Origin of the sequence: Teredinibacter franksiae (assembly GCF_014218805.1) — a bacterium.
Taxonomy (GTDB): Bacteria; Pseudomonadota; Gammaproteobacteria; order Pseudomonadales; family Cellvibrionaceae; genus Teredinibacter; species Teredinibacter franksiae.
Window position 1 is genome coordinate 130,755 of the sequence record NZ_JACJUV010000004.1, and the last position, 22,372, is coordinate 153,126.

Sequence of the window (22,372 nt, forward strand, 5' to 3'; positions counted from 1 at the left end):
AGCATAAAATATGCACTTTTCTTAGCTCAAACCTCTGCTACCCCTTGGTGGGTTCCGTTATTCGTGCTGGCTTGCAGGCATTTCTGTCGTGATTAGTAACCGTTTTAAAATACCTTCACCTAAACTACCCTTGTAGCTGTGCAGATTGTGAGTAGCTTTTAGGCTGCGCGCTTAAGATCTTAGGTGAATTACACTTTACTGCACTTAGAGTAATGCAATTTTCAGTGGGATGTGGCATAACCTTGTTGTCTACTTTTGGTATTACCGCTGCTTGCAGGTGAGGAAATGATTTATGCGTAGGTTTTTAGCTGGGTGGTTTATTGTATTGTTCACGGCTTGCGGCGGAGGCGGTAGCGATGGCGAATCAGCTGCTGCTACCTCTCTAACACCCACAACGGTTCCCTCCATTACCCCTACCTTGGACCCAAACCCAACACCAACACTGCCACCGCTTGAATGGCCTATAGAAGAGGGGCGCTTTGGTACTTCTGGGTTGTCTTTTACGCTGCCAGGGCCAAGAGCCGATGGCGGGTTATACCTACCCGATGTGCAGGCAAGCTACCCCGATGTAGATTGGCAGGCGATAGACCGCCTGTACATACAGGCGGGGCACTATTCGTTTTTGCGTTTGGGGAATTTACCCGAAAGAACCGAAACCAACCGCTTGATTATTACCAATATCGGCGGGCAGGTTCGTGTAGGGGGATTGGGGCACTACTATATGCTTGTTGTAAGTGGCGGTTCCAACTGGGTATTAACCGGTCGGTACGATGCCCAAAGTGAAACCGGCGATATCGATTTCCCTGGGCATCGGGGCGGGCAATTTACTCATACGCAAGATCAGTACGGTATTATGGTCGATGACGATTTTGTTCGTGAGAGCGTCTCTGGTTTGAGTGTAAGTGACGCCTCAAACTTTGAAGTGGAGTATGTGGAAATTAAGGAGGTCGGTTTTGCCGGTATGACCATGAAAACCGATAACAACGGTGATGCGGTAATGGATGGCGTTTTGTTGCACGACAACTATATCCACGACACTGGCAGTGAAGGGCTATACATTGGCAGCACACAGGCGCAACCTCAGCACCAAATTCGAGATTGGCAAATATACAATAATCGCATATTGCGCACCGGCACCGAGGCTATTCAGCTTGGGCAGTTGGGCGGGCACAATGAGGTGCGCAACAATGTGTTTGGTCCGGCCGCTATGGATTGGCGCGCGGCGTTCCAAACCTACCAAGACAACAATTTTCAAATTGGTATTCGTGAAGGCTTTCTGAATGTTCAAAATAATATTTTTATTGGCTCAGCCGACTCCTCTATATCGTTTTTTGCGCACGAAGTAGACGGCGACGAAACGGATAATAATGTGGGTGTAACCTTTGAATCGAATTATTTTACGGGTATACGTAATTTCGGTATGTACATGAATAATCGCACATTGGCGGGAATGACCTATCGCTTTAGTGAAAATGCCTTTGGCGGGTATCACTATATGCGTGATGAAGTTTACAATCACGAGAACCCGGGGCACTTGCTGCGCATAGCCAACGGCACAACACCTATTGAACTGGTTAATAATACCTGGTTCGGGCCGCAAAGCTTTACCAACAGCTTAGAAAACAACGGCGTTAGCAATAACATCCAAAGTACTAATAACACCAACGTTGAACCCGAAGCACTCAGTTTTGTCGATAGTGGTTTACCTGACGGATTCAATTATTTAACCCTGGAAATGTGGACAAGTGTTTCTACTCTGGGTGATAAAAATACCGTTACTTATCAGCAAAACGACGTGGTTATGCACTTGGGTTTACCGTATCGTTGTGATGTTGCTGTGTGCGAAAGCGGAATGACGCCGCCGGACCACAGCGATCTATGGACAGCGCTACCCGCTTTCGCCGACGACGTGCGTATTGTGCCGGGTACAGTATGGTCGGAGCTTGGCATACAAAGGTAGCTGAGTAGCACTTGGTGTGGCCCTTATAACCTACCGAGGTTTACTGTACTGTGGCCTTTGGGTGGTGAGCCATACTTGGGCGGCATGAACCTAGCAGCATGCGCAATGACTTCTCTCAATTACGTTTTGAAATAAAATCGTTCGTTGTTAGTCAAATATTTTCTGTCCAAAAGACAGTATAAATAAAGCCGATACCGGCTACTATGGGTAAACTAAGCAATAGCCACAAATATCTTTAGGGTAGGGCAAGCCTTGACCTATTGGCTAGCACGGGTTAAACACACACAGTGCCTTTTAGGCCAACACATCACATATTGATTAATTAGGGCGATACTGAAAATTGAATAGAGAATTTATAAAGCAGCGGATACTCATTTTTTCGGGTGTAGATTTTGATCCCTGCATCGACAGTCAGGTTGTCGATGTATTACAAAAAAAGTTTAATATATACCTTCCTCAGCGCGCCAGCTTAGACGCAGCCTTGGAAGCAGCCATTAGCGATCACGAAATTATCGATTTGATTTCGCAATATCGAGCAACGCCGTGACCGTCATGTAACGGCAATGGGCAATGGAAAATGGGTAATGCATTAACCTAATGTTTAACCCAGCGCCATAAGGAACAGATTCCTCACTTCTTCATTTCGGCTGTCTGCTATACCTCGGCGGCGGCATTGGGCCGCGCACTCGGCCCAATCGTTTTCACGGACGGCGCGCGTAAGGCTGGGGAATTTGGTTATTAGACCACGATTACCCAAATTAAAAACCATATCCATCAACGCTAGGCGAACAGATTCAGGGTAGCCGTCATAGTCGGGGAAATCGTCTCGCAATCTTCTTTCAAAGCCCTCGATTCGGCGGTCAAGTAGGTCATCTATTGCGCCCTCCGGTAAATACAGTTGGGTATATTGCTTATAGCGGCTAGCGACCTTAGCGGGCTCTTGTTCGGTGACGCTTTCAAAGTCTTGCGCAATTTCCGACGGCGATGCTGAGCTGCCACTATCGCGCAATAAAAAAGGCAGTGCTTGCGCAGCAGCCACATTGGGCAACATATTGCCCACGCCAACCGTAACCTTTGCCACGGTATCCAGATACATATGATCAATACAGCCTTCGCCACCCTTGATCAGGTGGCGAAGCTTTTCCATAAAATCAGACATACGATTCTCCTACGATTAAAGTCCAGCTCCAATGGCGATACCGACAGCCGAGCAACCCAATAATAACCATTTGTTAGGCGCCTTTATTTCTACCTTTGGCGGCTTTTCCAAACAGCTAACGTACTTTTCGTTAACACCTTCATAAAGCGTAAAGGCTTTGTCGTACCCTACCTGAAAGGCCTGGGTTTTCGTCTCTTCGAGCTTTAGAACCTTGTCCTTTAGATCTATTACTGAACCATACAAGTCTTCATTTTGCTTGTATTTGTCGAGCTGTTCCTGCAGCTTAATCTTGGCATTATGCTCAATCACAAAAGTTTCGGCAAACCCCAGCGGTACTGCAAGGTAGTCGATTGTAAGGTTTAGCTCTTCATTCACCAGCATTTTGGTTACACCCACATTTTTAGCCTTACTCAGTTCTGGGTAGGCCTGAAAAAACGAGCGTAGCTGTTCGTCCTGAGTACGCAGCATGCGCACATTTAATTGCTGAACTTCCTGCTGTTGCTTTAGCGTAGTGATGGTGTTTTTATTTCGTTCAATTTCCGATGCTTTACCCTTAATATCGTCTTTTAGCTCGCTTTGCTCGTGCGTTAGTTTTGCCACCTTTGTTTGTAGCGCGGTATGCTCGGTACGCAGTTGTTCGAGTTCGTTTTTAGCGCGTAAAATTTCTTCTTTATCAACAAATCGCGCGGTTACGTATGCCAAAGCCACCATAGTGCAAACCGCAACAGAGACGGAGGAAATGGCAAGTTTTTTAATCATGGGTACCTCGATTGTTGATTCACTTAACCCTAGGCCTAGCGCATCAGCAAGGGCGGTAACAATTCGCGAATCGCCTTCGATTAAACTATAGCCAACGCGGTGGCCACCCTCTACTGGATTCTCTAAGCGCAGGTATACTGAGCCATTCGCCTCCAACGATTGCAACAATGTTTTTACCATACTGCCGGCGGCAATGTTCATGGTGTTTAGCTGACTAATATTAGCGTTATATAAAGCATCTATTTCAGACTGGTTCATGCGCACTCCCTAAAGCATGACAACTAAAATGGATCCCGAATTGTCGATTAACCCCAGCGATTCGGGAAAACTATATTGAAGACTAGTGAGTATCGCAAGCTTCACCTTAAAGTCAAATGGTAGGGGTTAAGGCTTTGGCTACAGCGAAATATTTTTTATCATGCTTGAGTGTTCTTAAACGGTGGATACTTATGATCACCACCAACTTCACAATGAACACATTGTTTTATATTTTAACAGGTGCTACCTGACCTTATTTAACCTTATTGTTCTGCACGCAATATGGCAGAAGCCTAAAGCTTGAGCAACCGTAGAGGCGCGAATAATGACCTGGTCAGCCGATACAAATCGTAGGGACTCAAACCGGCTTCGGTCTTGCCTAGGAGAAGTAAAGTCGGCTAATAGCGGGATCGGTGTCGCGAATAACCAACATTTAGCGGCTAAAACATCTAAACGGTCAAGTTATAAAGGGCTACCGGAAAAAATAAACCGTTATGGGAAGCACAGCCAATGGCTTGCTGACTTTTTGCCTATCGCGCTCGCCGAAACACACAAGCCGCTCAGGCTATGCTGATCGGCTTTACACTGGTGTCTCTGTTGTTGATTGTATAAGGCATACCCTGGATACTTTTGATGTAATTGGGGACAATATTACCGCCCACAGCTAAAGCCTTATAAAAAGAGTGGGCACCAGGCTCACGTATTGGTCTCCGGGGGCATGTGGTCACCTACTTTTGTGCAAATAGTAAAGGTGCCCTATAAGGGATTTGAGTGAGGTTTTTTTCAGGGTACTGGTGCGGCCCGGGGAAAACATTATCGCGCACTCAAATTTTACTATCAAAGGAAGCTGTACACATTGGCGCACTTTTTTACACTAGCCTTGTAGCTCGGTAGTTTTAACTGGCAGCCATTTGTGTTCGACTTATTGTGGGTTGTTTTTACGGACGCCTTAGGTTGGGTTTAGCTGCCTTATAAAGTACTTCTATTCGCATGTTAGAGTAAATTTTTGTCGCTTAGCTTCTCCCGTTTTTTAGCAATGGATAACACCCAAAAAAATGAACATTAAACTTCGCTTTTTAATTCAGCGCTGTACTCTATATACACTGCTATTACTGTCTTTTATTGCTTTTATTGGGTGCGCCTCATTGCCCAGCGATGTTAGCAGAACGCCCAGTTACGCATTACAAAACACCTCTAGCGCCGAATTAGGGAAACATATTGAGCCCTTATTGCAAGCTCACCCGAATGAATCGGGGTTTCATGCTTTGTCGCGTGGCATAGAAGCGCTGGCCGCGCGGTTGGTGCTGATGCAAGACGCAGAAATGAGTATCGACGCACAATACTATATGTGGCATGACGACCTCTCAGGGAAGGCCATGCACCAACAATTGTTAAAAGCGGCGGATCGAGGCGTAAGGGTAAGGTTACTATTAGACGACTTAGATACCGCAGGTAAAGAGAATACGCTTCACCTTATTAATGCGCACGCCAACATAGAAATACGTTTGTTTAATCCGTTTGCAAATAGGAATATGAGGGCAGGAGATTTTATTACTGACACCTCCCGCGTTAATCATCGTATGCACAATAAAACGCTTACAATCGATAACCAGGTAACAGTCTTTGGTGGTCGAAATATAGGCGATGAGTATATGGGGGCTGCGGAGGAGGTCGGATTTAGCGACCTAGACGCCATGGCCATCGGGCCAATTGCTCAAGAGATATCTAATGCCTTCGATGTGTATTGGAATAGCCAATGGGTATACCCGCTAGATGCTTTTGCAGAAGGTGAACCTGTCACTAAAGACGCAGTAGCGACCTTTCGTAAACAGCTCACAGCGTATATAGATACCGCTCAAATGGGTGACTATGCCAAAGCGATGAGCGCCTTAAGCTTGCTTGATGTAACCAGCATTAATGACATTCAGTTTGAGTGGGGTAGGTGGGTGCTGGTATATGATGCGTCCAGTAAAGTAGACGCAAAGGCGGTTACGAAAGAAACCCATCTTGCACCGCAATTAAAGCAAGGCTTAGACCGCGCGCAAAATGAAATTATTATTGTTTCTCCTTATTTTGTGCCTGGCAGTCAATTTGCTGAATATTTGGTTGACCGCGTTAGTGACGGCGTAAGCGTCCGTATACTGACCAACTCACTCGCCGCCAATGATGTCGCATTAGTTCACTCTGGCTATATGCGTTACCGTAAACAATTGATTGCCGGTGGAGTTGAACTATTCGAATATAGAACAATAAAATCATCTGAAAAAGTCGGAAGCAAAAACGCGGAGGATGGGTCTAGCTGGAAAGGCGCAGAACGGACAAGTCTTCACGGAAAATATTTTGCTTTCGACCAACGTGATGTATTCATAGGGTCGTTTAATTTGGATGCGCGATCTGTCGAACTTAACACTGAGCTGGGTGTTTACTTTGAAAGCCCCGCGTATGCCCAGGCGCTGCACAATGCTTTTGACGGTAATATTGCAGGCAAGGCTTACAGGGTGCTACTGGACGACAATGGCAAGCTTGTGTGGGAGGCCGATGATAATGGCAAAGTGATTCGCTATAGCCACGAGCCTGACACAAGCTTATGGAAACGTTTGTCTACACGTTTTCTTTCCTGGTTTGTTCCCGAAAGTCAGTTATAAACTATTGCGTACAACATACACTGCTTAGCATAAGATGCTTAGGGTCATCGTTACTTGTACTAAGCATCTACTTTGATACGCCTGAGGTTCCATCGTTTTGTTTTGAAGGCTTTTCAGCCGAGGGGTCAATCTCCTCTGGCGCAACTGTTTCTATAGCGATAATAGTCGAACCCGCTGTTGGCGTTATAACTTCGCTGGTGGTAAACGGTGTTATACGACCTTTTGCGTTAATTTCGAATAGCGGTAATCTCGAACTTTTGTATTTATTTTCAAATTGAAGCCAGTCAAATTCCTCCGATATTTTTGTACTTTTCATTTTTAAGCCCTTGGTAAGCAGGCTTGTTAATTCTAGGTGGGTAATGTTGTCACTGAAGAGGGTTTGACCTTGATAACTACTGCCCATTCTATGTTTGTCTGACTGGCTGTTTTCACCCGACATCGGCAGCCTGAATATCTTGTCATTGCCGAAGTCTGAACGAAAATGAATCGCCGAAACAATATTGACAGAACGCTGCCGAGACAGGGCTAAAAGCCGGCCGATACCGGTTAAATCCATATGAATATCGGCATGCTCTGATACGGGGTTGCCATAAAATACGTCTAGCCCCTCCATTCGTGCCTTACGTATGTTATCGGTATTTGAATCCACTAATAGGCAACGAAATTTATGTGCTACGAGCTCATTGGCTAATGCGCGCGGAAAGGCACTTGCACCGACGATTAAGAACCCAATCGGCTCAGGTTCCGCAACGCCCAAAAGCCTAGCGAAGTAGCCCGCGGTGAAGCTTTGTAAAACAACCGTGCCTATAATCACCGAAAAGGTGAGCGGTACGAGCAGTGCCGCTTCAGTATAACCAACAGCGACCAAGCGATCGGCGAAAATAGCCGAAATAGCGGCGGCAACAATGCCTCTTGGCGCTATCCAAGACAGTAGCGCACGTTCCCTCCAGCTAACATCTAACCCCAGTGTACTGACTAAAATTTTTGCTGGTCGAGCAATAAATTGAAGTACGAAAAGTAACAGCAAGGCCGACCCGGCAAAACTTGATAACTGCACAAGGTCTATACGCGCTGCCAGAATAATAAACAGCATAGAGATTAGTAGAATACTGAGATGTTCTTTGAAGTTTAGGATGGGGTGAATATCAATAGCCGTTCTATTAGCTAGCCACATTCCCATTACGGTAACCGCTATCAGGCCAGATTCATGGGCGAGGGCGTTAGACCCGCTGAAAGCCAGCAGCACCAAACTTAAGGTTGCGAAGTTATGCAGGTATTCTGGTAGCAAATTTTTGGTGAGCAAGCGCCCCAGCAGCCATCCTGCGGCTATTCCGATTATAACACCCACCGCTACTGTCTCTAAAAAGAGACCAATAATATGACTAATGGCCGGTTGATCAACGCTCACGAGAATGAACTCGTAAGTCAACACAGCCATCAGCGCACCGATAGGGTCAATTGCTATCCCTTCCCAGCGTAAGATATTGGCAATTTTTTGTGTCGGCCTAACCGAACGTAACATAGGCACGATAACAGTGGGGCCGGTAACGATAACAATGGCTCCAAATAGAGCGCTTATTTGCCAAGAGAAATCAAATATAAAATGTGTGGCGCACGCAACAATAACCCAGGTAACTAGCGCTCCAACGGTAATCATTCGTTGTACAACTTTACTTACGCCTTTAATTTCGTCTGTATTAAGCGTAAGACTTCCTTCGAACAATATAATAGCAACGGAGAGAGAAACCATTGGCATGAGCAGATTGCCAAATATCGCGTCTGGATCAATCCAGTTCGTTATTGGGCCCACAGCGAGCCCAGCTAACAACAAGAACACAATTGCAGGAAGCTTGATTCGCCAAGCCAGCCACTGGCAACCCATAGCAAGGATAAGAAGCAGCGGAATAATCAGCTCTATTGTCATAAAGTATTTACTTATTTGGTTTCTGCATTCAGCGATGAATGGCTCAGTATAGGCAACTAGAGGCTTTACACAAGCAGAATCCATGGCGACCCTCAGCACGTTACGGTAACGTTAGCCACAGCTTTTTACATTGAGGTCAAAACCGCCAAAAATCACTCAGCTAACCACTGACTTTGAACGTAAAGAAGTTTAATGCAGCAATTGACACCAGTAGCGGTGTAGCATCGCATTTCATAAGGATAGACGTCTGAATTTATCCATTACCAAACTAGGCTTCATTGAGTAACTGCGTACACTTTTTACCCTGTGCATAGGAGGAGGGTAACGTGCTTTTCAATATAACGGGACACTTGGAGGTATTGAGCGCCAAAGTTGATTCAATTAATACCGAGTAGCGCTTGCCTGTATTTATAAGCGATACATTGACGCGGTAGAATGGCGTTATACGGTGTGCGTTTTAGATACTGGCTTTTCGTTAACCGATTCCGGAATGCCTGTGTTATTCATATAGATGCCCAGTAAATATAGTGTGGTTTACACAGTGTAAACCGAAGGTAAAATGTAATTGAGCGATAGAGCCACTTAGTATCTAGGCCACCTCAATTAGCAATAGGGACGTTTTTTTACTATGGGTTATCCCAGCAGCAAGAATGTGAGTGTTTCGATAGCTGTGCTTCTATTTTTGAGCTTCGCCGGGTTACCTATTGCGAAAATAAACGCTGAAAACCCTGCCTTTGAGCCGAAATTTTCTGTGTCTGGTATGAGCCAATCACGCATTGCGTACGAGACAGAATTAACGCTGCTGTTGTTACAAAAAACAGTCGATGAATTTGGGCCCTATACGTACAAAAAAGTTTTACTAGAGGCCAATTTTAATCGTGGGCGGCGCGAGGTCGCATCGGGAACCCATGTTAATATGTTTGCCAACCCATTACCGGTTCAAAAATTCGCTTCAGATCGCGAACTTCAAATTGTGCCTATCCCCATCATGAAAGGGTTACTCGGTTACCGCGCATTGGTCGCGCCCCAGCAGCATGTTCAACAACTTTCTAAGATTAAAACTTATAGCGAACTACAAGCCTATCAGGCAGGCCAGGTTACAGGCTGGGTGGATGTGCGTATTTATCGGGACAATCAACTGCCGGTTACTACCGGCCCTACCATTGTGAAATTATTCGATATGCTAAGTCACGGCAGGTTTAACTATTTGCCTCTGGGTGTTTCAGAGGTTGAGAAAACACTTGCCAAAAAAGGGCGTACGCCTGAACAGGTCGGGGTAGTTCCTGGTGTCGTCCTCTATTACTCGTTTCCAGTGTATTTCCAAGTAAGTAAAAAATACCCATTATTGGCCAACAGGTTGAGGGCCGGGCTGGAAAAAACCTATGTTGATGGCAGCTTGGATGCCCTTTTCAATAAGCATTTTTCTGATAGCGTAAAACGGCTAGGTGACCAAAACTTACGGGTATTCTATTTGGCAAACATAACGATTCCTAAGCCCCTGCAAAGCTACCCCCCCATACTGGTTAAATCCAAGAATATTGTCTTATCACCAATTTTGGAGCAGGACACCATTTAACCGCACTTTAACTTTAAGGCACTTTTATCCATATTCAACAGGAACTTAACCCTAATGTGGGGCAGGGTGGTAGTGTGAAACTTGCAGCAATATAAACATGTCCTTAATTAAGGTAAGCAGCATGAGTTCGAATAACAGCGTAAGCACTATACTTTTCGACCTTGGGGGCGTACTTATAGAATTGGATGGCCCTCCAATTAAAGCGCATTGGATATCAATGCGTCTTTCTCATGAGCAGAATTGGCAGTTATGGATGAGCTCAACTTTTGTTCAGCGGTATGAAACTGGCGCTATATCATCGGCTGATTTTGTGACTGGTGTTATAGGGGAACTAAACCTCGAAGTCTCTGAGGACGACTTTAAGCAGGCTTTTATTCAATGGCCAAAAGAGCTGTTCGCGGGCGCTAGCGAAATACTTATGGCGCTTAAGTCGCGCTATACATTAGCATTCTTTTCTAACACTAGCGCCCTGCATTTGCCAAGGTTGCTCGATGAGTTGGCCTTGGCCGACTATTTCGACCACACTTATGCGTCCTACGAAATCGGTTTTTTTAAACCAGACGTTCACGGATTTCACTATGTCGTAAAGGATATGCGGGTTGAGGCAGCCAATGTGTTGTTTCTTGATGATAACCAAGTCAATGTGGATGCCGCTAGAAAGGCAGGACTGCAGGCCGAAAAGGCCCACGGTTTAACCGAAGTAAAAAGCGTGTTGAGCGCTTATGGATGCATACGTGAGAAGTAATAACCTGCACACCGTGCCACTAAAACACACTATGCAGGCTTGTAATAAGCGCCGAACATAAACCTATTTAGCGCTAATCGCTAGTATCACGCGCCTTGGTGATTTCAGGCGTGTTATATAGGCGTAGAGCAGGTTTGTCAGCCTCCAGCTGCTCGGCTGCAGGTGAGGCCGGCAGTACTTGCAACTGTATTTGGCTCGGCTGTTGTTGAATTGGCTTTACTTTAATCTGCTCTGGGGTTAGCACCTGATTTTCACTAAACCTTTCCAATTGTATACGTGTACTTTTAAGTTGACGTTCAACAAACTTTTTATCCACCTCCAAAATATCCGGAGAAACGCGTTCATTCAACTGTGGATTTTCGATTGAGGTTGGTGACAAAAGGGCTTTTTCAGGTTTTTGACGTATCTGGTAAACAGCATCCAGCATTATCAAGTTTTTTTGCTGCTTTTCTGTATTCGCCCGCTCTTTAAGTTCGCCAATCATTTTTTCTGCGGATTTTAGTCGGTTTGCATCAAGGTAGGCTTTGCCTGCTTCGGCATAAAGCGCAGCCACGTTCTTTTCCGACCCACGTACACTGCAATGCTGAGCATTAAAACCTTGGTCGCAGGTTTCCGCCAAGCTTTTAATAACGGTGGGTAAGGGTTGATACATTTCTCCTTTCTCGTAGCGTTTGTCTGCAACAATAACGGCATTAGAAAGCTGGAATTTCGCGTTCATATATTTCTCGCTTTCGTCTTCCAGATCTGGTCTTTGCTTGTATATCATGCCCAGTATGGTGTGGTGTTTTTGTATGGCTTGCCAATCCTTCATCTCGTAGGCTTTTGTCTTACTAGCAAACAAAGAGCGCACCAAGGTTTTGAACCGTTTGTTATCGGGATCAATTTTTGGGTGTCGGTAATAGAGTGCAGCCAATTCTGAGTAAAAATCCAGCCTCACCACGTCAAGGCCTTTTAAGTCTGCGACCATAGTGTATTGCTCAAACTTGGGGATAAAATTATTCAGTGCCTGCTCCCAGGCTGTGGCCACGCGAGATGGGTTAGCATTGCGTTCTAAGGTTTTAAAGCCCCAGTCTAATATTAGATAGGAAACAGCCTGACGGTATAGCGGGCGACTGCCAACATAAGCGTGTATGTCGCCCACATAGCCTGTTTTGTAAAAGCGGACTATTTCTCGCGTAGATTTTTCTAGTGGCCGCGGGTTAACACCAATTTTAACGTAAGCCTTGTTTAAATCGGTGGTAAAACGCTGAAACGATGCCATATTAAACGTGTGCGTTATAGCCGAAAGCGTTAGCCAATCGTTGTAAATATCGGACAACTCTTGTTCTGTAGCAATTGAGTGCGGAATGTTTACTAGTAGGGCCACCTGTTCTTCCCTTAGTGCCTGCAGGTGAATTGGGTCATCCTGCCATTCTACTAATAGTCGTTGAATCAAACGTTCACGCCGGCTTTCCTTCATATTTTTTAGTGCAGATAGAATGCGGGGTTTACCGATGTTACACGGCTCAGTGTGCTCACACGCGCTAGTGTAAAGTTTGATGGCGTAATTAGGGTTTTGCGCACTAATTAGGTCACCGCCTGTTATTAGTAGACGTGCTTTTGTGTCTTTGTCTATTGTGGACTCGGCCGCTTTTACGTACAGCGGTGTGGCATCGTATTCACGCTGCTCTTTTCGCAGAAGGTTGGTGATGTTTTTAAGCGCGGCACGGTTATCGGGTTTTAGGATTAGCGCGTTACGGTAGTGTTTTTCGGCTTGCGCAATGAGCGAAGCGTTTTCGTCGGCAAGTTTTGCTATGTAGTAACCCATACTAAACTCGCCTAGAAATAGGCATTCGGAATTTGCCTTACATTCTGGTGAGTCCTGAGCCCGTTCCAATTGTGATAATACTCGCCTAGGGTTATCTGTGTTTGTGTTGGCTTGCAGTAAAGCCTTAACCGGGTTTTCCAAAGTATTTTGTGCCGATAGCTCACCGCTTACTAAGAGAATGACGGTAAATAATGTACTTAAAGTGGACTTGTACATAGCTACCTCCCAACCATTAACGGCGAAACATTTCCGTCATTGTCATTTTCTCTGGAACAGTCTGTTAGTGCTGCGTAACGAAAAACAAAGGCCTCAACAAAAACACTGTCGTTTTCGGCGGGGTTATTCGGGTCAATGCCAGAAATTTGATTAAGGGCACTAACATCGCGAATTTCGCCAAAAATATGTTCATCGTAGCTGTTGGGAATAACGACGTCGGCTTCGAGTTTACGCTGTATTTCCATCCATTTACTGTTCACAATTAATACGGAATCGGGATGAAGGCATAAGTCTCGATGACTTTGAGACAATTGCCAGCCGGGTTTTGCTCCGCTTTTGTCTGGCATAAAGGTGCCTTGCTGACTAACCGGTATTTTCACCAATAATGATTCTTGTAATTGTTGATAATTACCTTCTTCCATTATCAGGCTTAGCCTGTCGTAAAAGGGTTGCGCTTCGTAATCTAGGTCAATAAATTCTGCCGAAGAATAAAAAGCCCACTTGGCTTTGTCTTTATCTCCCTGAATCCAAGACCAGTAGAGTGAGATCGGCTGGATGTCGTTGGCTTGACTGCTGCGCAGGCGATCTAACATAACGAATAAGGTGTTGTCGTTTTCGCCGACTGTAGAAGGCTTAAATTCAAACAGTTGGAACTCTCTCGATAACGCATTAGCAACAATGACAGCTGCTTTTGCTTCAATTTCGGCAATTTCTTGCGGTTCCAAGAATTCATGGTAGCTAGGCTCCACCACCGAAAAATGTACGTTAATGGTAGTCAGGCAAAGCGCTTCAGCACTCGCCGTTGTGAGCGCAACTACAATCATCCACTGAAAAATCGATTTCATCCGGTTTTTCTCCTTGAGTAAAAGCGGGTGTTAGGAATACATCAAAAATGGGTTTGTCTGGCATGTTGAACTGATGGTGAACGCGCAGTTCATTTTTGTAATTAAAGAGCGCCAACTGAAAATTTTGCCCTGGTTGAAAATACTGATCTCCAATTGTAACGGGGTTAAGCCAACTGTAGAGATGTTTTGCCTTAAGGGCTGCATTTGCTCGCGCGTCTTCCTGCGCAATGCTGTTGAGGTTGGCTGCGTCGTATGTAAGGTTCCAATAACTTAGCTCGTTTGCGCCAGGCATGCGTGGCCAACCAACGGAAAACGCCTTACCCGGCTCACGAATACTGGCAAGCCTACACCAATGGTCGGTTTGTTTTTTGTAAATTGCGAGGGTTCCGCATTTCTTTTTATTGCCTTTACATAATCTTAGATACTTTGCGTACCCGCCATCCAAGCGTACTAGCGGGCCACTAAAAAACAATACATTTCATTTGAAACCTGTATAATTGAAGTCATGAAAAATGACGCAAGAAAACTTAGTACAGAAGAGCAGCATTTAGTTCGCAAGATAGCCGTGCAGCGAGTGCATGATGGTGAAAGTGCGGCCGAAGTGACACGCAGTTTTGGTCTTGGAAGCCGAACAATTTTCACTTGGTTGCGTTTAGCGCGTGAAAAAGGAATTGAAGCTCTGGCTCCCAAGGCGCGCACTGGACGCAATCGAACACTATCCGATCTTGAAGAGCAAGAAATAAAGAGGTGGATAATCGGCGGAGATCCTAGGCAGCATGGGTTTGATTTTGGTTTGTGGACACGCCAAATTGTTGCTGATTTAATTCTTGAACGGTTTGGCGTTACCCTAAGCATTTCCGGTGTCGGTAAAATTCTGCATCGCTTGGGCTTGACGCCACAAAAACCGCTACGTAGAGCTTATGAGCGGGACGAGAAAGCGGTGCAAGAATGGGTTGACGACGTCTACCCTAAAGTTAGGGCATACGCTAAAAAGAAAGGGGCTGAGATATTTTGGTTGGATGAAGCCACTATTCGTTCTGATGATCCTTTACAGCGTACCTGGGGTGAAAAAGGAAAGACACCTGTCGTCAGAACAAGCGGTCAAAGACAGGCCATTAATGCGATCTCAGCGTTATCAAATAAGGGGGGCTTTTGGTATCACGTTTTTGACGGAAAATTTAATGCGGATAAATGTATTGAATGCTTAAAAAGTTTCCAAAAAGGCCGTAACCACCCCGTCATACTTATCGTTGATGGGCATCCCGTACATAAATCAAAGAAGGTCACGGACTATATTGAAACACTTGAAGGAAAAATTGAAATGGTGTTTCTACCACCGTACGCACCGGATTTAAACCCAGACGAGCTTGTGTGGAATCAGGTGAGAAATATCGGCACATCAAAAAAGCCACTCAAGAAGGGGGAATCACTAAAGAATCGTGCCGTTTTAGATTTGGAAAGTATCAAACGGGATAAGGCCCTGATTAAATCGTTTTTTCAAGAGGCAACTGTATCGTTTGCTGCTGCCTAGGTAGTATGTATAAGGTTGGTGTGCGGTCGAGGTCGGCCTCTACGTTTACCGTAGTGCTTACAAGCGGGTAGACCATTACCGTTTTAGGCTGAAAGCCAGGGGATGCTATTCGATAATGACTACCAAACGGATTCACCGTAAGCCAAGTGTGCGTAGCGTCTTTACTGACTGGTATATACTGGCTACTGACGTCGGAACCTTCACTGATGCGTATGCCATTTGTTGCGGTAGAGGGCAATACGGTAATGGACGATTTTACACTCAATACCACCAGCGCAATGCCATAACAAAAGACTATCACAGAGGGTTTAGCAAGAAGATTTAGGAGTGCCCGCATGACTTGCGTAAGTAGTGTTTGGTGGGTGGTGTTTTGTAATTTTTCGAGTGAAGCCAAAAAGCCAATAGCAAAAACGCCTATGCCGCCGCGTGTCGCTAAATCTACTACCGATTGCCCGGTATGCTGCAAAAACCACAAGTTTACAATGGCGTATAAAACAGCGATTGCAACGAGGTGGCCTAAGGGAAGAGAGGGCGCTTGGCTTTTGGGCGAATCCATTGCTTTGCCGGTGTTCAAAGTTTAATCGGAGCTATGCATCTGGTTAGCCTTAGAGTGCAACCAGAAGGGGAGCATATCGTTAGAGTTTGGGCGATGCAAGGTGGTTACCCCTAGAATCCCTTGCCAACACTGGAGTGTCTGCTTGAAACGTAATATTGTCCCGCCACCGGTATATCTACTGTTGTTTTGTGGGTTTGCATGGCTAATAGATGCACATTTGATTATTGGGGAATGGGTGGTCGAACAGCCTTCTTTTATGCACACCACCCGCAAGTTAGTGTGCGCGGTGTTACTGCTGACCGGGCTTGGCTTGGATATTCGCTCAATAGTGCAATTTTTGGCGGCTCGAACATCTTTTAACCCGCTAAACGTGAACAACAATCGTGTGCTTGTAACCACCGGTTTCTATCGTTATACACGTAACCCTATGTACCTGGGGCTTATTACACTGCTGCTGGCTTGGGTCGTTTACCTTGGTAATTATATTGGCCTTATACTGATACCCTTTCTGATGTGGGTTTTAACGCGGTTGCAAATCATCCCTGAAGAGCAGGCCCTCGCACGCATATTTGGTGCGCAATACTTAAACTACAAAAATAGGGTTCGGCGCTGGCTGTAGCTTTAGGCTTTTAGTTTATGGTGGTTCAAAATGCCAATTAGGCAACCGGTATATAGGCCTTGGGTCTATTGCAGCGTATACTTTATTTCGCCATTACTTAAGTCTGGGGGAGTTGTGAAAATGAGAGAACTTAAATTTAGACTGTTCATTTTGTGCTTTATAGCCGTGTTTTTTTCTGGATGCGAACAAAGTGCTACTCCAGTTTACAACCAGCAAACAGCCGATGCTTTTTTAGCTGAGGCAGAAGTAGAACTGGAAGACGCCCAAATCTTTGCTGCTCATGCGGCCTGGCTGGCAGCAACCTATATCAATATGGACAGCCAACTCGTTGAAGCTCGCGCAAACAAAGAGCTTACCCTTAAAGTTGTTAAGTACGCCATGCAGGTAAAAAATTGGCAAAACGCCGACTTGTCTGCACAAACGCGGCGTAAACTTGATGCGTTACGATCCGGCTTGTCTTTCCCTTCACCTAATGATGAGGCTCTGGCGGCTGAGCTGTCGGAAATTGGCTCAAAAATGCAGGCCATGTACGGTGAGGGAAAATATTGCAAACAGTCGGGCGAGTGCCTAAGCCTTACCCAAATGGCTAATATTTTTGCCACCTCTAACGACGCAGCGCTGTTACAAGAGTTGTGGGCTGGCTGGCGAGACGTTTCACCACCAATGCGCCCCATGTATGAGCGCCAGGTAGAAATTGCCAACGCCGGGGCGCAGGACCTGGGCTATGAAAACCTTTCTGTTATGTGGCGCTCCAAGTACGATATGCCCGCGGACGTATTCGCAGCCGATTTAGACGCACAATGGAACAAGGTAAAGCCGCTATATGAGGCTTTACACTGCCACGTGCGCGCGTCACTTAACCGTGCATATGGAGAAGATGTCGCTCCCCTTAGCGGTAAAATTCCAGCCCACCTGCTAGGTAATATGTGGGCACAAACGTGGGGAAATATAGTTGACAAGGTAAAGCCACAGTCTGATAGCCGTAGTAGCTACGACCTTAATGAGCTTTTACACAGTAAAGAGGTAAGCGAACTTGAGATGGTTCGTTTTGGTGAAGGTTTTTTTTCGTCTTTAGGGTTTGATCCGTTACCGCAGACCTTCTGGGATCGTTCGCAGCTTCTTCAACCTCAAGACCGAGAGGTGGTATGCCACGCCAGCGCGTGGAATCTTGACGACAAAGACGACCTGCGCATAAAAATGTGTATCCAAACCAATGCCGAAGATTTTCAAACGATACACCATGAACTCGGCCACAACTATTATCAGCGTGCCTATAAGCACCAACCCATTTTCTTTAGAGGAAGTGCAAACGATGGCTTTCATGAAGCTGTGGGCGATACCGTTGCACTCTCCATTACACCGAGCTATCTCGTGGATGTAGGCCTCTTAGATGAAGAGCCTCCCGCAGGGGAAGATTTAGACTATTTGTTGGCGCAGGCGCTGGACAAAATAGCTTTTCTACCCTTTGGTTTGTTGGTTGATAAATGGCGCTGGCAAGTGTTCAACGGTGAAGTAGCGCCTGTCGACTACAACAAAGCCTGGTGGGCACTACGTGAAGAGTATCAGGGCATAGTGGCACCGGTTGCACGTAACGAGTCTAATTTCGACCCAGGCGCAAAATTCCATATTCCCGGAAATACGCCCTACACACGTTATTTTCTCGCTTTTATACAGCAGTTCCAGTTTCACCGTGCGCTGTGTGAAACCGCCGGTTACGAAGGGCCATTGCACCGTTGTTCTATATACGGCAATAAAGACGCCGGGGAAAAATTGCAGGCGATGATGGAGATGGGCAGTAGCCGACCCTGGCAAGAGGCTATGCAAGCGCTAACAGGGCAGCAGGCACTAGATGCATCGGCCATAGTGGATTACTTTCAGCCTGTTAAAGTGTGGCTAGATGAACAAAATAAAGATAGGCAGTGTGGCTGGTAATTTTCTTTTATGCATTTTTACGCAGCAAAGGCATTACTCATCGGCGTTACGAAATACTCGCGGTTGGATATCTGCCTATGAGCGTTGGCGTCCGGGAATTCTAGAAATTTTTCGCATTTTCTGTTCAATTACTCCCGCGAATGCGGGAGTTTAGTATTTTCGCAGCCCTGTGAGGGCTTAAAGCTAGACACCCGCGTTCTCGGGTATGAGCGAGACAGGTACTGAATTTTATTGGTTCAGTACAAACACCCAATGTGCATAGATATAAGCACAAGAAACTAAAAACCACCGCAGACAGCTATGCCTCATAACGAGGCCCGAGTAATTTAAATCAATGTATTCCGCGCATTCCCTTTTTCAGAAAAGGGGATACCGCAATGACGAAAACACCCACACCTATACCAAACCACATTAATGTAGTGTAAAGCTCTGTATAGGTCGCCAGCATTTCGGCGGTAGAGGCTTTTTCTACACCAGCAGTATCTATCGAGGCCATCTTACCTATACGGGTGGAGATGGTTTCAGAAAGCGCAGTTGCCAAAAACCAAGTACCCATACTGACGCCAACCACTTTTTGTATTGCCAGTTTACTCACGGCAGATAAGCCTACCGGAGAAAGGCAAAGTTCGCCGGTGGTATGTAATAAGTAGGCAAGAACCAGCCAGATGGCCGCAACTTTTCCAGCTTCATCCGTATAATGAGCGCCTATTACCAGTGCGCCAAAACCAAGACCTGCCTGCATAATGCCTAAACCAAACTTAACCGGTGTAGACGGTTCCAGTTGCTTTTTACTTAACCATACCCAAAGTGCCGCTAGAGGAATCGCTAGTAGCATGATAAACCCGGCATTTAGCGAACCAAATTGTGATGCTTTAAACTCGTGGCCAGCAACGGTTCTTTCCAGCACTCTGTCAGCGTAAAAAGTCATACTGCCAGCGGACTGTTCGAACAATGCCCAAAAAACCACGCTAGATAATATTAGAAACATTAACACAACCGTTCTGCTGTACTCGGGACTATTATTGGTTTTAAACCCGTAAACAACAAAGATCACAAGGCCAATAAGCATTCCCCCCAATCCAAATTCTTGCCCGGTTATGGCCCACACCAGCCCACTCGCTATGCATAAGAGGGCAAGTAATACCGCTACTTTATCGTGCCAAGTCGTTTTATGTTGATAACTAAGTGAGTAGAGAATAAGGGCAACAATGGCGACTATAAGTAAACTGTTTTGCGCTACGTGAACAATATGTTCGTGCTGTACGAGCCACCAGAAAAATGAAAGTGACAATAATGAAACTAAATAAATTGCCCATTCGATATTTAGGGGGCCAAGAATTTTGTCTTTAAGTCGTTCTGGATCGGCAGGGTCTGCGTGGCCATATAGGAATTTTTGGCCATATAAAAAACTACATAAGCCGAATACCATACCAATTCCAGCTGCACCAAACCCGTATCGCCAGCCATAGGTTTCACCTAGCCAACCACACAACAATGTGGCTGCAAAAGACCCTATATTGATGCCCATATAATAAATGGTATAACCCGCATCACGCCTAGGATCTTCGGTTGTGTACAAACGACCTACAATGGCCGATATGTTTGGCTTTAAGAAGCCTACACCTAGGGTAATTAACGCGAGCGCCAAAAAGAAAACGTTCAACGCACCTTTATCCTGAATAAGGACATTCTCGATATGCTCGGTACCGGCCGCTATTTGCGTACCGTTCGATAGCGTTATGGCATTTTCCAATATTGTACCCGCCGTATATAGCTGCGCTTGCGTGCCTTCTACCGCCATTGTTGCGTGCCCTAAGGCCAACAAAATTCCACCAAAAACTACCGCTTTACGCATACCCAAATATCTGTCGGCGAGCAGTCCTCCAATTAACGGTAGGGCGTACACCAAGCCAGCATAAGCACCAAGTACATCGTAACCGGCCGAATCAGTAAACAAATGATATTTCGTGAGATACAGCAAAAGCAGGTACTTCATGCCATAAAATGAAAACCTTTCCCACAGCTCCGTAGTGAAGCATACGAATAAACCTTTGGGATGGCCAAAAAGTTCAGTCTGGCTGGCTGTATTAGACAAGTGTGCTCTCCGGGTTGTTTCAGAATAATTTTGTTAGCTGTGCTGTTGTTAAAAAAAGGCCAACAACCGTTGGCCATTCAATTACAATCTTCTTAACCGCAGTGCCCCTAATGAGCGCATTAAAAGTTTAATTCCACATTGGCAAAAAACTCTCTCCCAACGGCGTCGTAATATTCACGAGGGTAGTGAGGCCATCCGTAATCGGTTGGATCTTGCTTGGGGCCTTCATCTGTTAGGTTGTTGATGCCAACCATAATGCGAGTACTCGGCAATTACTGATAACTCGCAGACAAGTTCATAGTGGTGTGTGCATCTATTTGTAGCGACTCCAGATCTTCGGCATACCCCCAATCTATCATGTCCTTTTAAAGGCGCCGTTCATTTTACTGATATAGTTCAGTACCAGCGCTAAACTAAGATCATTGTAATCCCATCCCAAGCGCGCCACATGCCGCCATTCTGGAACATTAGTCTCTTCTAGTTTATTCTCGACATCGGAATTAACATCGAACTGTGTTTCCCAGCTTAATAGATAAGCGCTATTCAAGCGAGCAGAAAAAGTACCGAGGCTGGCTGCATCTATTGCGTAATTCAAGGCAAAATCTAATCCCTGTGTTTCTTGGAAAGAAACATTTTGAGCCTTGGCCGTAACAGATTCGGCGAAACCATTTTGATCACGAGTAATCAGGTGGCCCCAGGTATCGTAATCGCTTAAGATTGCTTGTGCGTCCAATTCATTTACTAAGCCTTCTAGGCGGATGTTCCACAGGTCAGCGGATACATTCCAATCACCTCCAAGGTCGAAACCATACACTGCGCCGACGCTCTAACTTTCGCCTTGCTCGGCGTCGAGGTCCGGGTTTGGGCCAGTAATGGTGTCGATATAGTGTTCGCCATTACAGGCTGAAATAGGCGAATCTGGGCCGGGTGTACCCCCTGCATTTTGGCAGCCTTGCGGGTCGGTTACCTGTTGGGAGCCATAGGACGGGTCTCCGTATACGCGCTGCATATCAGGAGCACGAAACGTTTGAGCGAACTGGCCGCGGATTATCAGATCTTCGATAGGGCGGTATTCAACACCGATGGAAGGAACGGCAGAGCCGCCAAAATCACTGTATTCGTCGTAACGAGCGGCGAGAGTAGTATCGACATTCTTCGTTACAGGTGCGGTCAAAGCCACAAATTCCATTAACGTTGCTGTTACCGTAATCCCACCACTGCAAACCTCTAGCGTTACACTCAGGTTCAGCTGGAGATACCTGCGCTGTTGAGCCGTTTGGTCCGCGTAAGCTCGCACCATAGGAACTATAAGAAGAGAAAAAGTGGTCGAAGGCCAGGTCTGTACCAATACCCATGTAATCGCGTTGAGGCGCTATTAAACCATCCCGTTTTTCGTATTCCACAAAAAACAATGCGCTAGAGTTTTCGTTTGACGTTCCTGCCGTTAGGGATAGCTGATTGCTGTCGCGACCACCACCATCCGTTGCGCTGGTTCGCGCGAAAGCCTAACGCCACAAATAGTGTTAAAGTATTTACGGGTTACAAAAAGTAATCCCATCAAATATTAACGACTCAAAAATAATTGGGCACCGTCTTTAATGGTTTGAATTAGAGCGCCTTATTGTTTCCTATTTTCCTTTATTAGTATATGCAGATTGTTAGATTCTGCGTTCATAAAAAGAGTTAGGCGATAGCTGGAGAAGTTATATGCCGCTATAAACGTTTAGGTGAATTTCGTAGCTTAA

At 45.7% G+C, this 22,372-nt stretch carries 19 protein-coding genes; 8 read left to right on the plus strand and 11 right to left on the minus strand.

The window, feature by feature from the left end; all coding sequences use genetic code 11:
• The first annotated feature begins 292 nt into the window (after positions 1 to 292).
• Positions 293 to 1,960, plus strand: a complete 1,668-nt coding sequence (locus H5336_RS19380) for a right-handed parallel beta-helix repeat-containing protein (protein WP_185236118.1) — start codon at positions 293 to 295, stop codon at positions 1,958 to 1,960.
• Between the two features lie 340 nt (positions 1,961 to 2,300).
• Positions 2,301 to 2,507, plus strand: coding sequence for a hypothetical protein (locus tag H5336_RS19385; RefSeq protein ID WP_185236119.1), 207 nt, complete (start codon positions 2,301 to 2,303; stop codon positions 2,505 to 2,507).
• 54 nt (positions 2,508 to 2,561) lie between these two features.
• Here the strand turns inward: H5336_RS19385 and H5336_RS19390 are convergent, their stop codons facing one another.
• Both H5336_RS19390 and H5336_RS19395 read right to left on the minus strand, forming a co-directional pair.
• On the minus strand, positions 2,562 to 3,119 hold the full coding sequence (locus tag H5336_RS19390) for a glycoside hydrolase family protein (protein WP_185236120.1): 558 nt from the start codon (positions 3,117 to 3,119) through the stop codon (positions 2,562 to 2,564).
• Positions 3,120 to 3,134: 15 nt separating this feature from the next.
• Entirely contained in the window at positions 3,135 to 4,136 is a 1,002-nt protein-coding gene (locus H5336_RS19395; protein WP_185236121.1) for a hypothetical protein, read from the minus strand.
• A 1,055-nt stretch (positions 4,137 to 5,191) separates the two neighbouring features.
• On the opposite strand from H5336_RS19395, the gene H5336_RS19400 reads away from it, so the two are divergent.
• Positions 5,192 to 6,781 (plus strand): phospholipase D family protein, encoded by a 1,590-nt coding sequence (locus H5336_RS19400; RefSeq protein WP_185236122.1) that lies wholly within the window; start codon positions 5,192 to 5,194, stop codon positions 6,779 to 6,781.
• A gap of 67 nt (positions 6,782 to 6,848) precedes the next feature.
• Here H5336_RS19400 and H5336_RS19405 read toward each other — a convergent pair whose 3' ends face one another.
• The gene (locus tag H5336_RS19405; protein ID WP_185236123.1) at positions 6,849 to 8,705 is read right to left on the minus strand and encodes a cation:proton antiporter; all 1,857 of its coding nucleotides are present in this window, start codon (positions 8,703 to 8,705) and stop codon (positions 6,849 to 6,851) included.
• Between the two features lie 652 nt (positions 8,706 to 9,357).
• Here H5336_RS19405 and H5336_RS19410 point away from each other — a divergent pair.
• Both H5336_RS19410 and H5336_RS19415 read left to right on the plus strand, forming a co-directional pair.
• Positions 9,358 to 10,281, plus strand: a complete 924-nt coding sequence (locus H5336_RS19410) for a transporter substrate-binding domain-containing protein (RefSeq protein WP_185236124.1) — start codon at positions 9,358 to 9,360, stop codon at positions 10,279 to 10,281.
• 121 nt (positions 10,282 to 10,402) lie between these two features.
• Positions 10,403 to 11,026 (plus strand): HAD family hydrolase, encoded by a 624-nt coding sequence (locus H5336_RS19415; protein ID WP_185236125.1) that lies wholly within the window; start codon positions 10,403 to 10,405, stop codon positions 11,024 to 11,026.
• A gap of 73 nt (positions 11,027 to 11,099) precedes the next feature.
• Here H5336_RS19415 and H5336_RS19420 read toward each other — a convergent pair whose 3' ends face one another.
• Genes H5336_RS19420 through H5336_RS19430 form a run of 3 tightly spaced genes read right to left on the minus strand, consistent with a single transcriptional unit; the run spans position 11,100 to position 14,366 of the window.
• A complete protein-coding gene (locus H5336_RS19420) occupies positions 11,100 to 13,049 on the minus strand; it encodes a tetratricopeptide repeat protein (RefSeq protein ID WP_185236126.1) in 1,950 nt (649 codons plus the stop codon).
• Positions 13,050 to 13,051: 2 nt separating this feature from the next.
• Complete coding sequence (locus H5336_RS19425; RefSeq protein WP_185236127.1) at positions 13,052 to 13,894, minus strand: hypothetical protein; 843 nt, start codon at positions 13,892 to 13,894, stop codon at positions 13,052 to 13,054.
• The gene (locus tag H5336_RS19430; protein WP_185236128.1) at positions 13,839 to 14,366 is read right to left on the minus strand and encodes a hypothetical protein; all 528 of its coding nucleotides are present in this window, start codon (positions 14,364 to 14,366) and stop codon (positions 13,839 to 13,841) included. The genes H5336_RS19425 and H5336_RS19430 overlap by 56 nt, the downstream gene beginning before the upstream one ends.
• 33 nt (positions 14,367 to 14,399) lie before the next feature.
• On the opposite strand from H5336_RS19430, the gene H5336_RS19435 reads away from it, so the two are divergent.
• Positions 14,400 to 15,425, plus strand: coding sequence for an IS630 family transposase (locus H5336_RS19435; RefSeq protein WP_185235916.1), 1,026 nt, complete (start codon positions 14,400 to 14,402; stop codon positions 15,423 to 15,425).
• Here H5336_RS19435 and H5336_RS19440 read toward each other — a convergent pair.
• Positions 15,379 to 15,981, minus strand: coding sequence for a hypothetical protein (locus tag H5336_RS19440; RefSeq protein WP_185236129.1), 603 nt, complete (start codon positions 15,979 to 15,981; stop codon positions 15,379 to 15,381). The genes H5336_RS19435 and H5336_RS19440 overlap by 47 nt on opposite strands.
• Before the next feature lie 142 nt (positions 15,982 to 16,123).
• Between H5336_RS19440 and H5336_RS19445 the strand changes: the two genes are divergently transcribed.
• Together H5336_RS19445 and H5336_RS19450 are read left to right on the plus strand one after the other, a co-directional pair.
• Positions 16,124 to 16,600: a methyltransferase family protein gene (locus H5336_RS19445; RefSeq protein WP_185236130.1), complete on the plus strand. Its 477-nt coding sequence runs from the start codon at positions 16,124 to 16,126 to the stop codon at positions 16,598 to 16,600.
• A 120-nt stretch (positions 16,601 to 16,720) separates the two neighbouring features.
• Positions 16,721 to 18,532, plus strand: a complete 1,812-nt coding sequence (locus H5336_RS19450) for a M2 family metallopeptidase (RefSeq protein ID WP_185236131.1) — start codon at positions 16,721 to 16,723, stop codon at positions 18,530 to 18,532.
• Between the two features lie 331 nt (positions 18,533 to 18,863).
• On the opposite strand, the gene H5336_RS19455 is transcribed toward H5336_RS19450, so the two are convergent.
• The 4 genes from H5336_RS19455 to H5336_RS19470 all read right to left on the minus strand — a co-directional run bounded on the left by H5336_RS19455 (position 18,864) and on the right by H5336_RS19470 (position 21,927).
• The gene (locus tag H5336_RS19455) at positions 18,864 to 20,627 is read right to left on the minus strand and encodes a peptide MFS transporter (protein ID WP_185236132.1); all 1,764 of its coding nucleotides are present in this window, start codon (positions 20,625 to 20,627) and stop codon (positions 18,864 to 18,866) included.
• 119 nt (positions 20,628 to 20,746) lie between these two features.
• Positions 20,747 to 20,899 (minus strand): hypothetical protein, encoded by a 153-nt coding sequence (locus tag H5336_RS19460; RefSeq protein ID WP_185236133.1) that lies wholly within the window; start codon positions 20,897 to 20,899, stop codon positions 20,747 to 20,749.
• Positions 20,900 to 20,982: 83 nt separating this feature from the next.
• Positions 20,983 to 21,441: a hypothetical protein gene (locus tag H5336_RS19465; RefSeq protein ID WP_185236134.1), complete on the minus strand. Its 459-nt coding sequence runs from the start codon at positions 21,439 to 21,441 to the stop codon at positions 20,983 to 20,985.
• A 12-nt stretch (positions 21,442 to 21,453) separates the two neighbouring features.
• A complete protein-coding gene (locus H5336_RS19470) occupies positions 21,454 to 21,927 on the minus strand; it encodes a TonB-dependent receptor (protein WP_185236135.1) in 474 nt (157 codons plus the stop codon).
• Between the last annotated feature and the right edge of the window lie 445 nt (positions 21,928 to 22,372).

Coding starts and splice junctions, on each gene's coding strand:
- H5336_RS19380 (WP_185236118.1), top strand. CDS start 293: ATGCGTAGGTTTTTAGCTGGGTGGTTTATTGTATTGTTCACGGCTTGC.
- H5336_RS19390 (WP_185236120.1), bottom strand. CDS start 3,119: ATGTCTGATTTTATGGAAAAGCTTCGCCACCTGATCAAGGGTGGCGAA.
- H5336_RS19395 (WP_185236121.1), bottom strand. CDS start 4,136: ATGAACCAGTCTGAAATAGATGCTTTATATAACGCTAATATTAGTCAG.
- H5336_RS19400 (WP_185236122.1), top strand. CDS start 5,192: ATGAACATTAAACTTCGCTTTTTAATTCAGCGCTGTACTCTATATACA.
- H5336_RS19405 (WP_185236123.1), bottom strand. CDS start 8,705: ATGACAATAGAGCTGATTATTCCGCTGCTTCTTATCCTTGCTATGGGT.
- H5336_RS19415 (WP_185236125.1), top strand. CDS start 10,403: ATGAGTTCGAATAACAGCGTAAGCACTATACTTTTCGACCTTGGGGGC.
- H5336_RS19420 (WP_185236126.1), bottom strand. CDS start 13,049: ATGTACAAGTCCACTTTAAGTACATTATTTACCGTCATTCTCTTAGTA.
- H5336_RS19425 (WP_185236127.1), bottom strand. CDS start 13,894: ATGAAATCGATTTTTCAGTGGATGATTGTAGTTGCGCTCACAACGGCG.
- H5336_RS19435 (WP_185235916.1), top strand. CDS start 14,400: ATGAAAAATGACGCAAGAAAACTTAGTACAGAAGAGCAGCATTTAGTT.
- H5336_RS19440 (WP_185236129.1), bottom strand. CDS start 15,981: ATGGATTCGCCCAAAAGCCAAGCGCCCTCTCTTCCCTTAGGCCACCTC.
- H5336_RS19450 (WP_185236131.1), top strand. CDS start 16,721: ATGAGAGAACTTAAATTTAGACTGTTCATTTTGTGCTTTATAGCCGTG.
- H5336_RS19470 (WP_185236135.1), bottom strand. CDS start 21,927: ATGGTGCGAGCTTACGCGGACCAAACGGCTCAACAGCGCAGGTATCTC.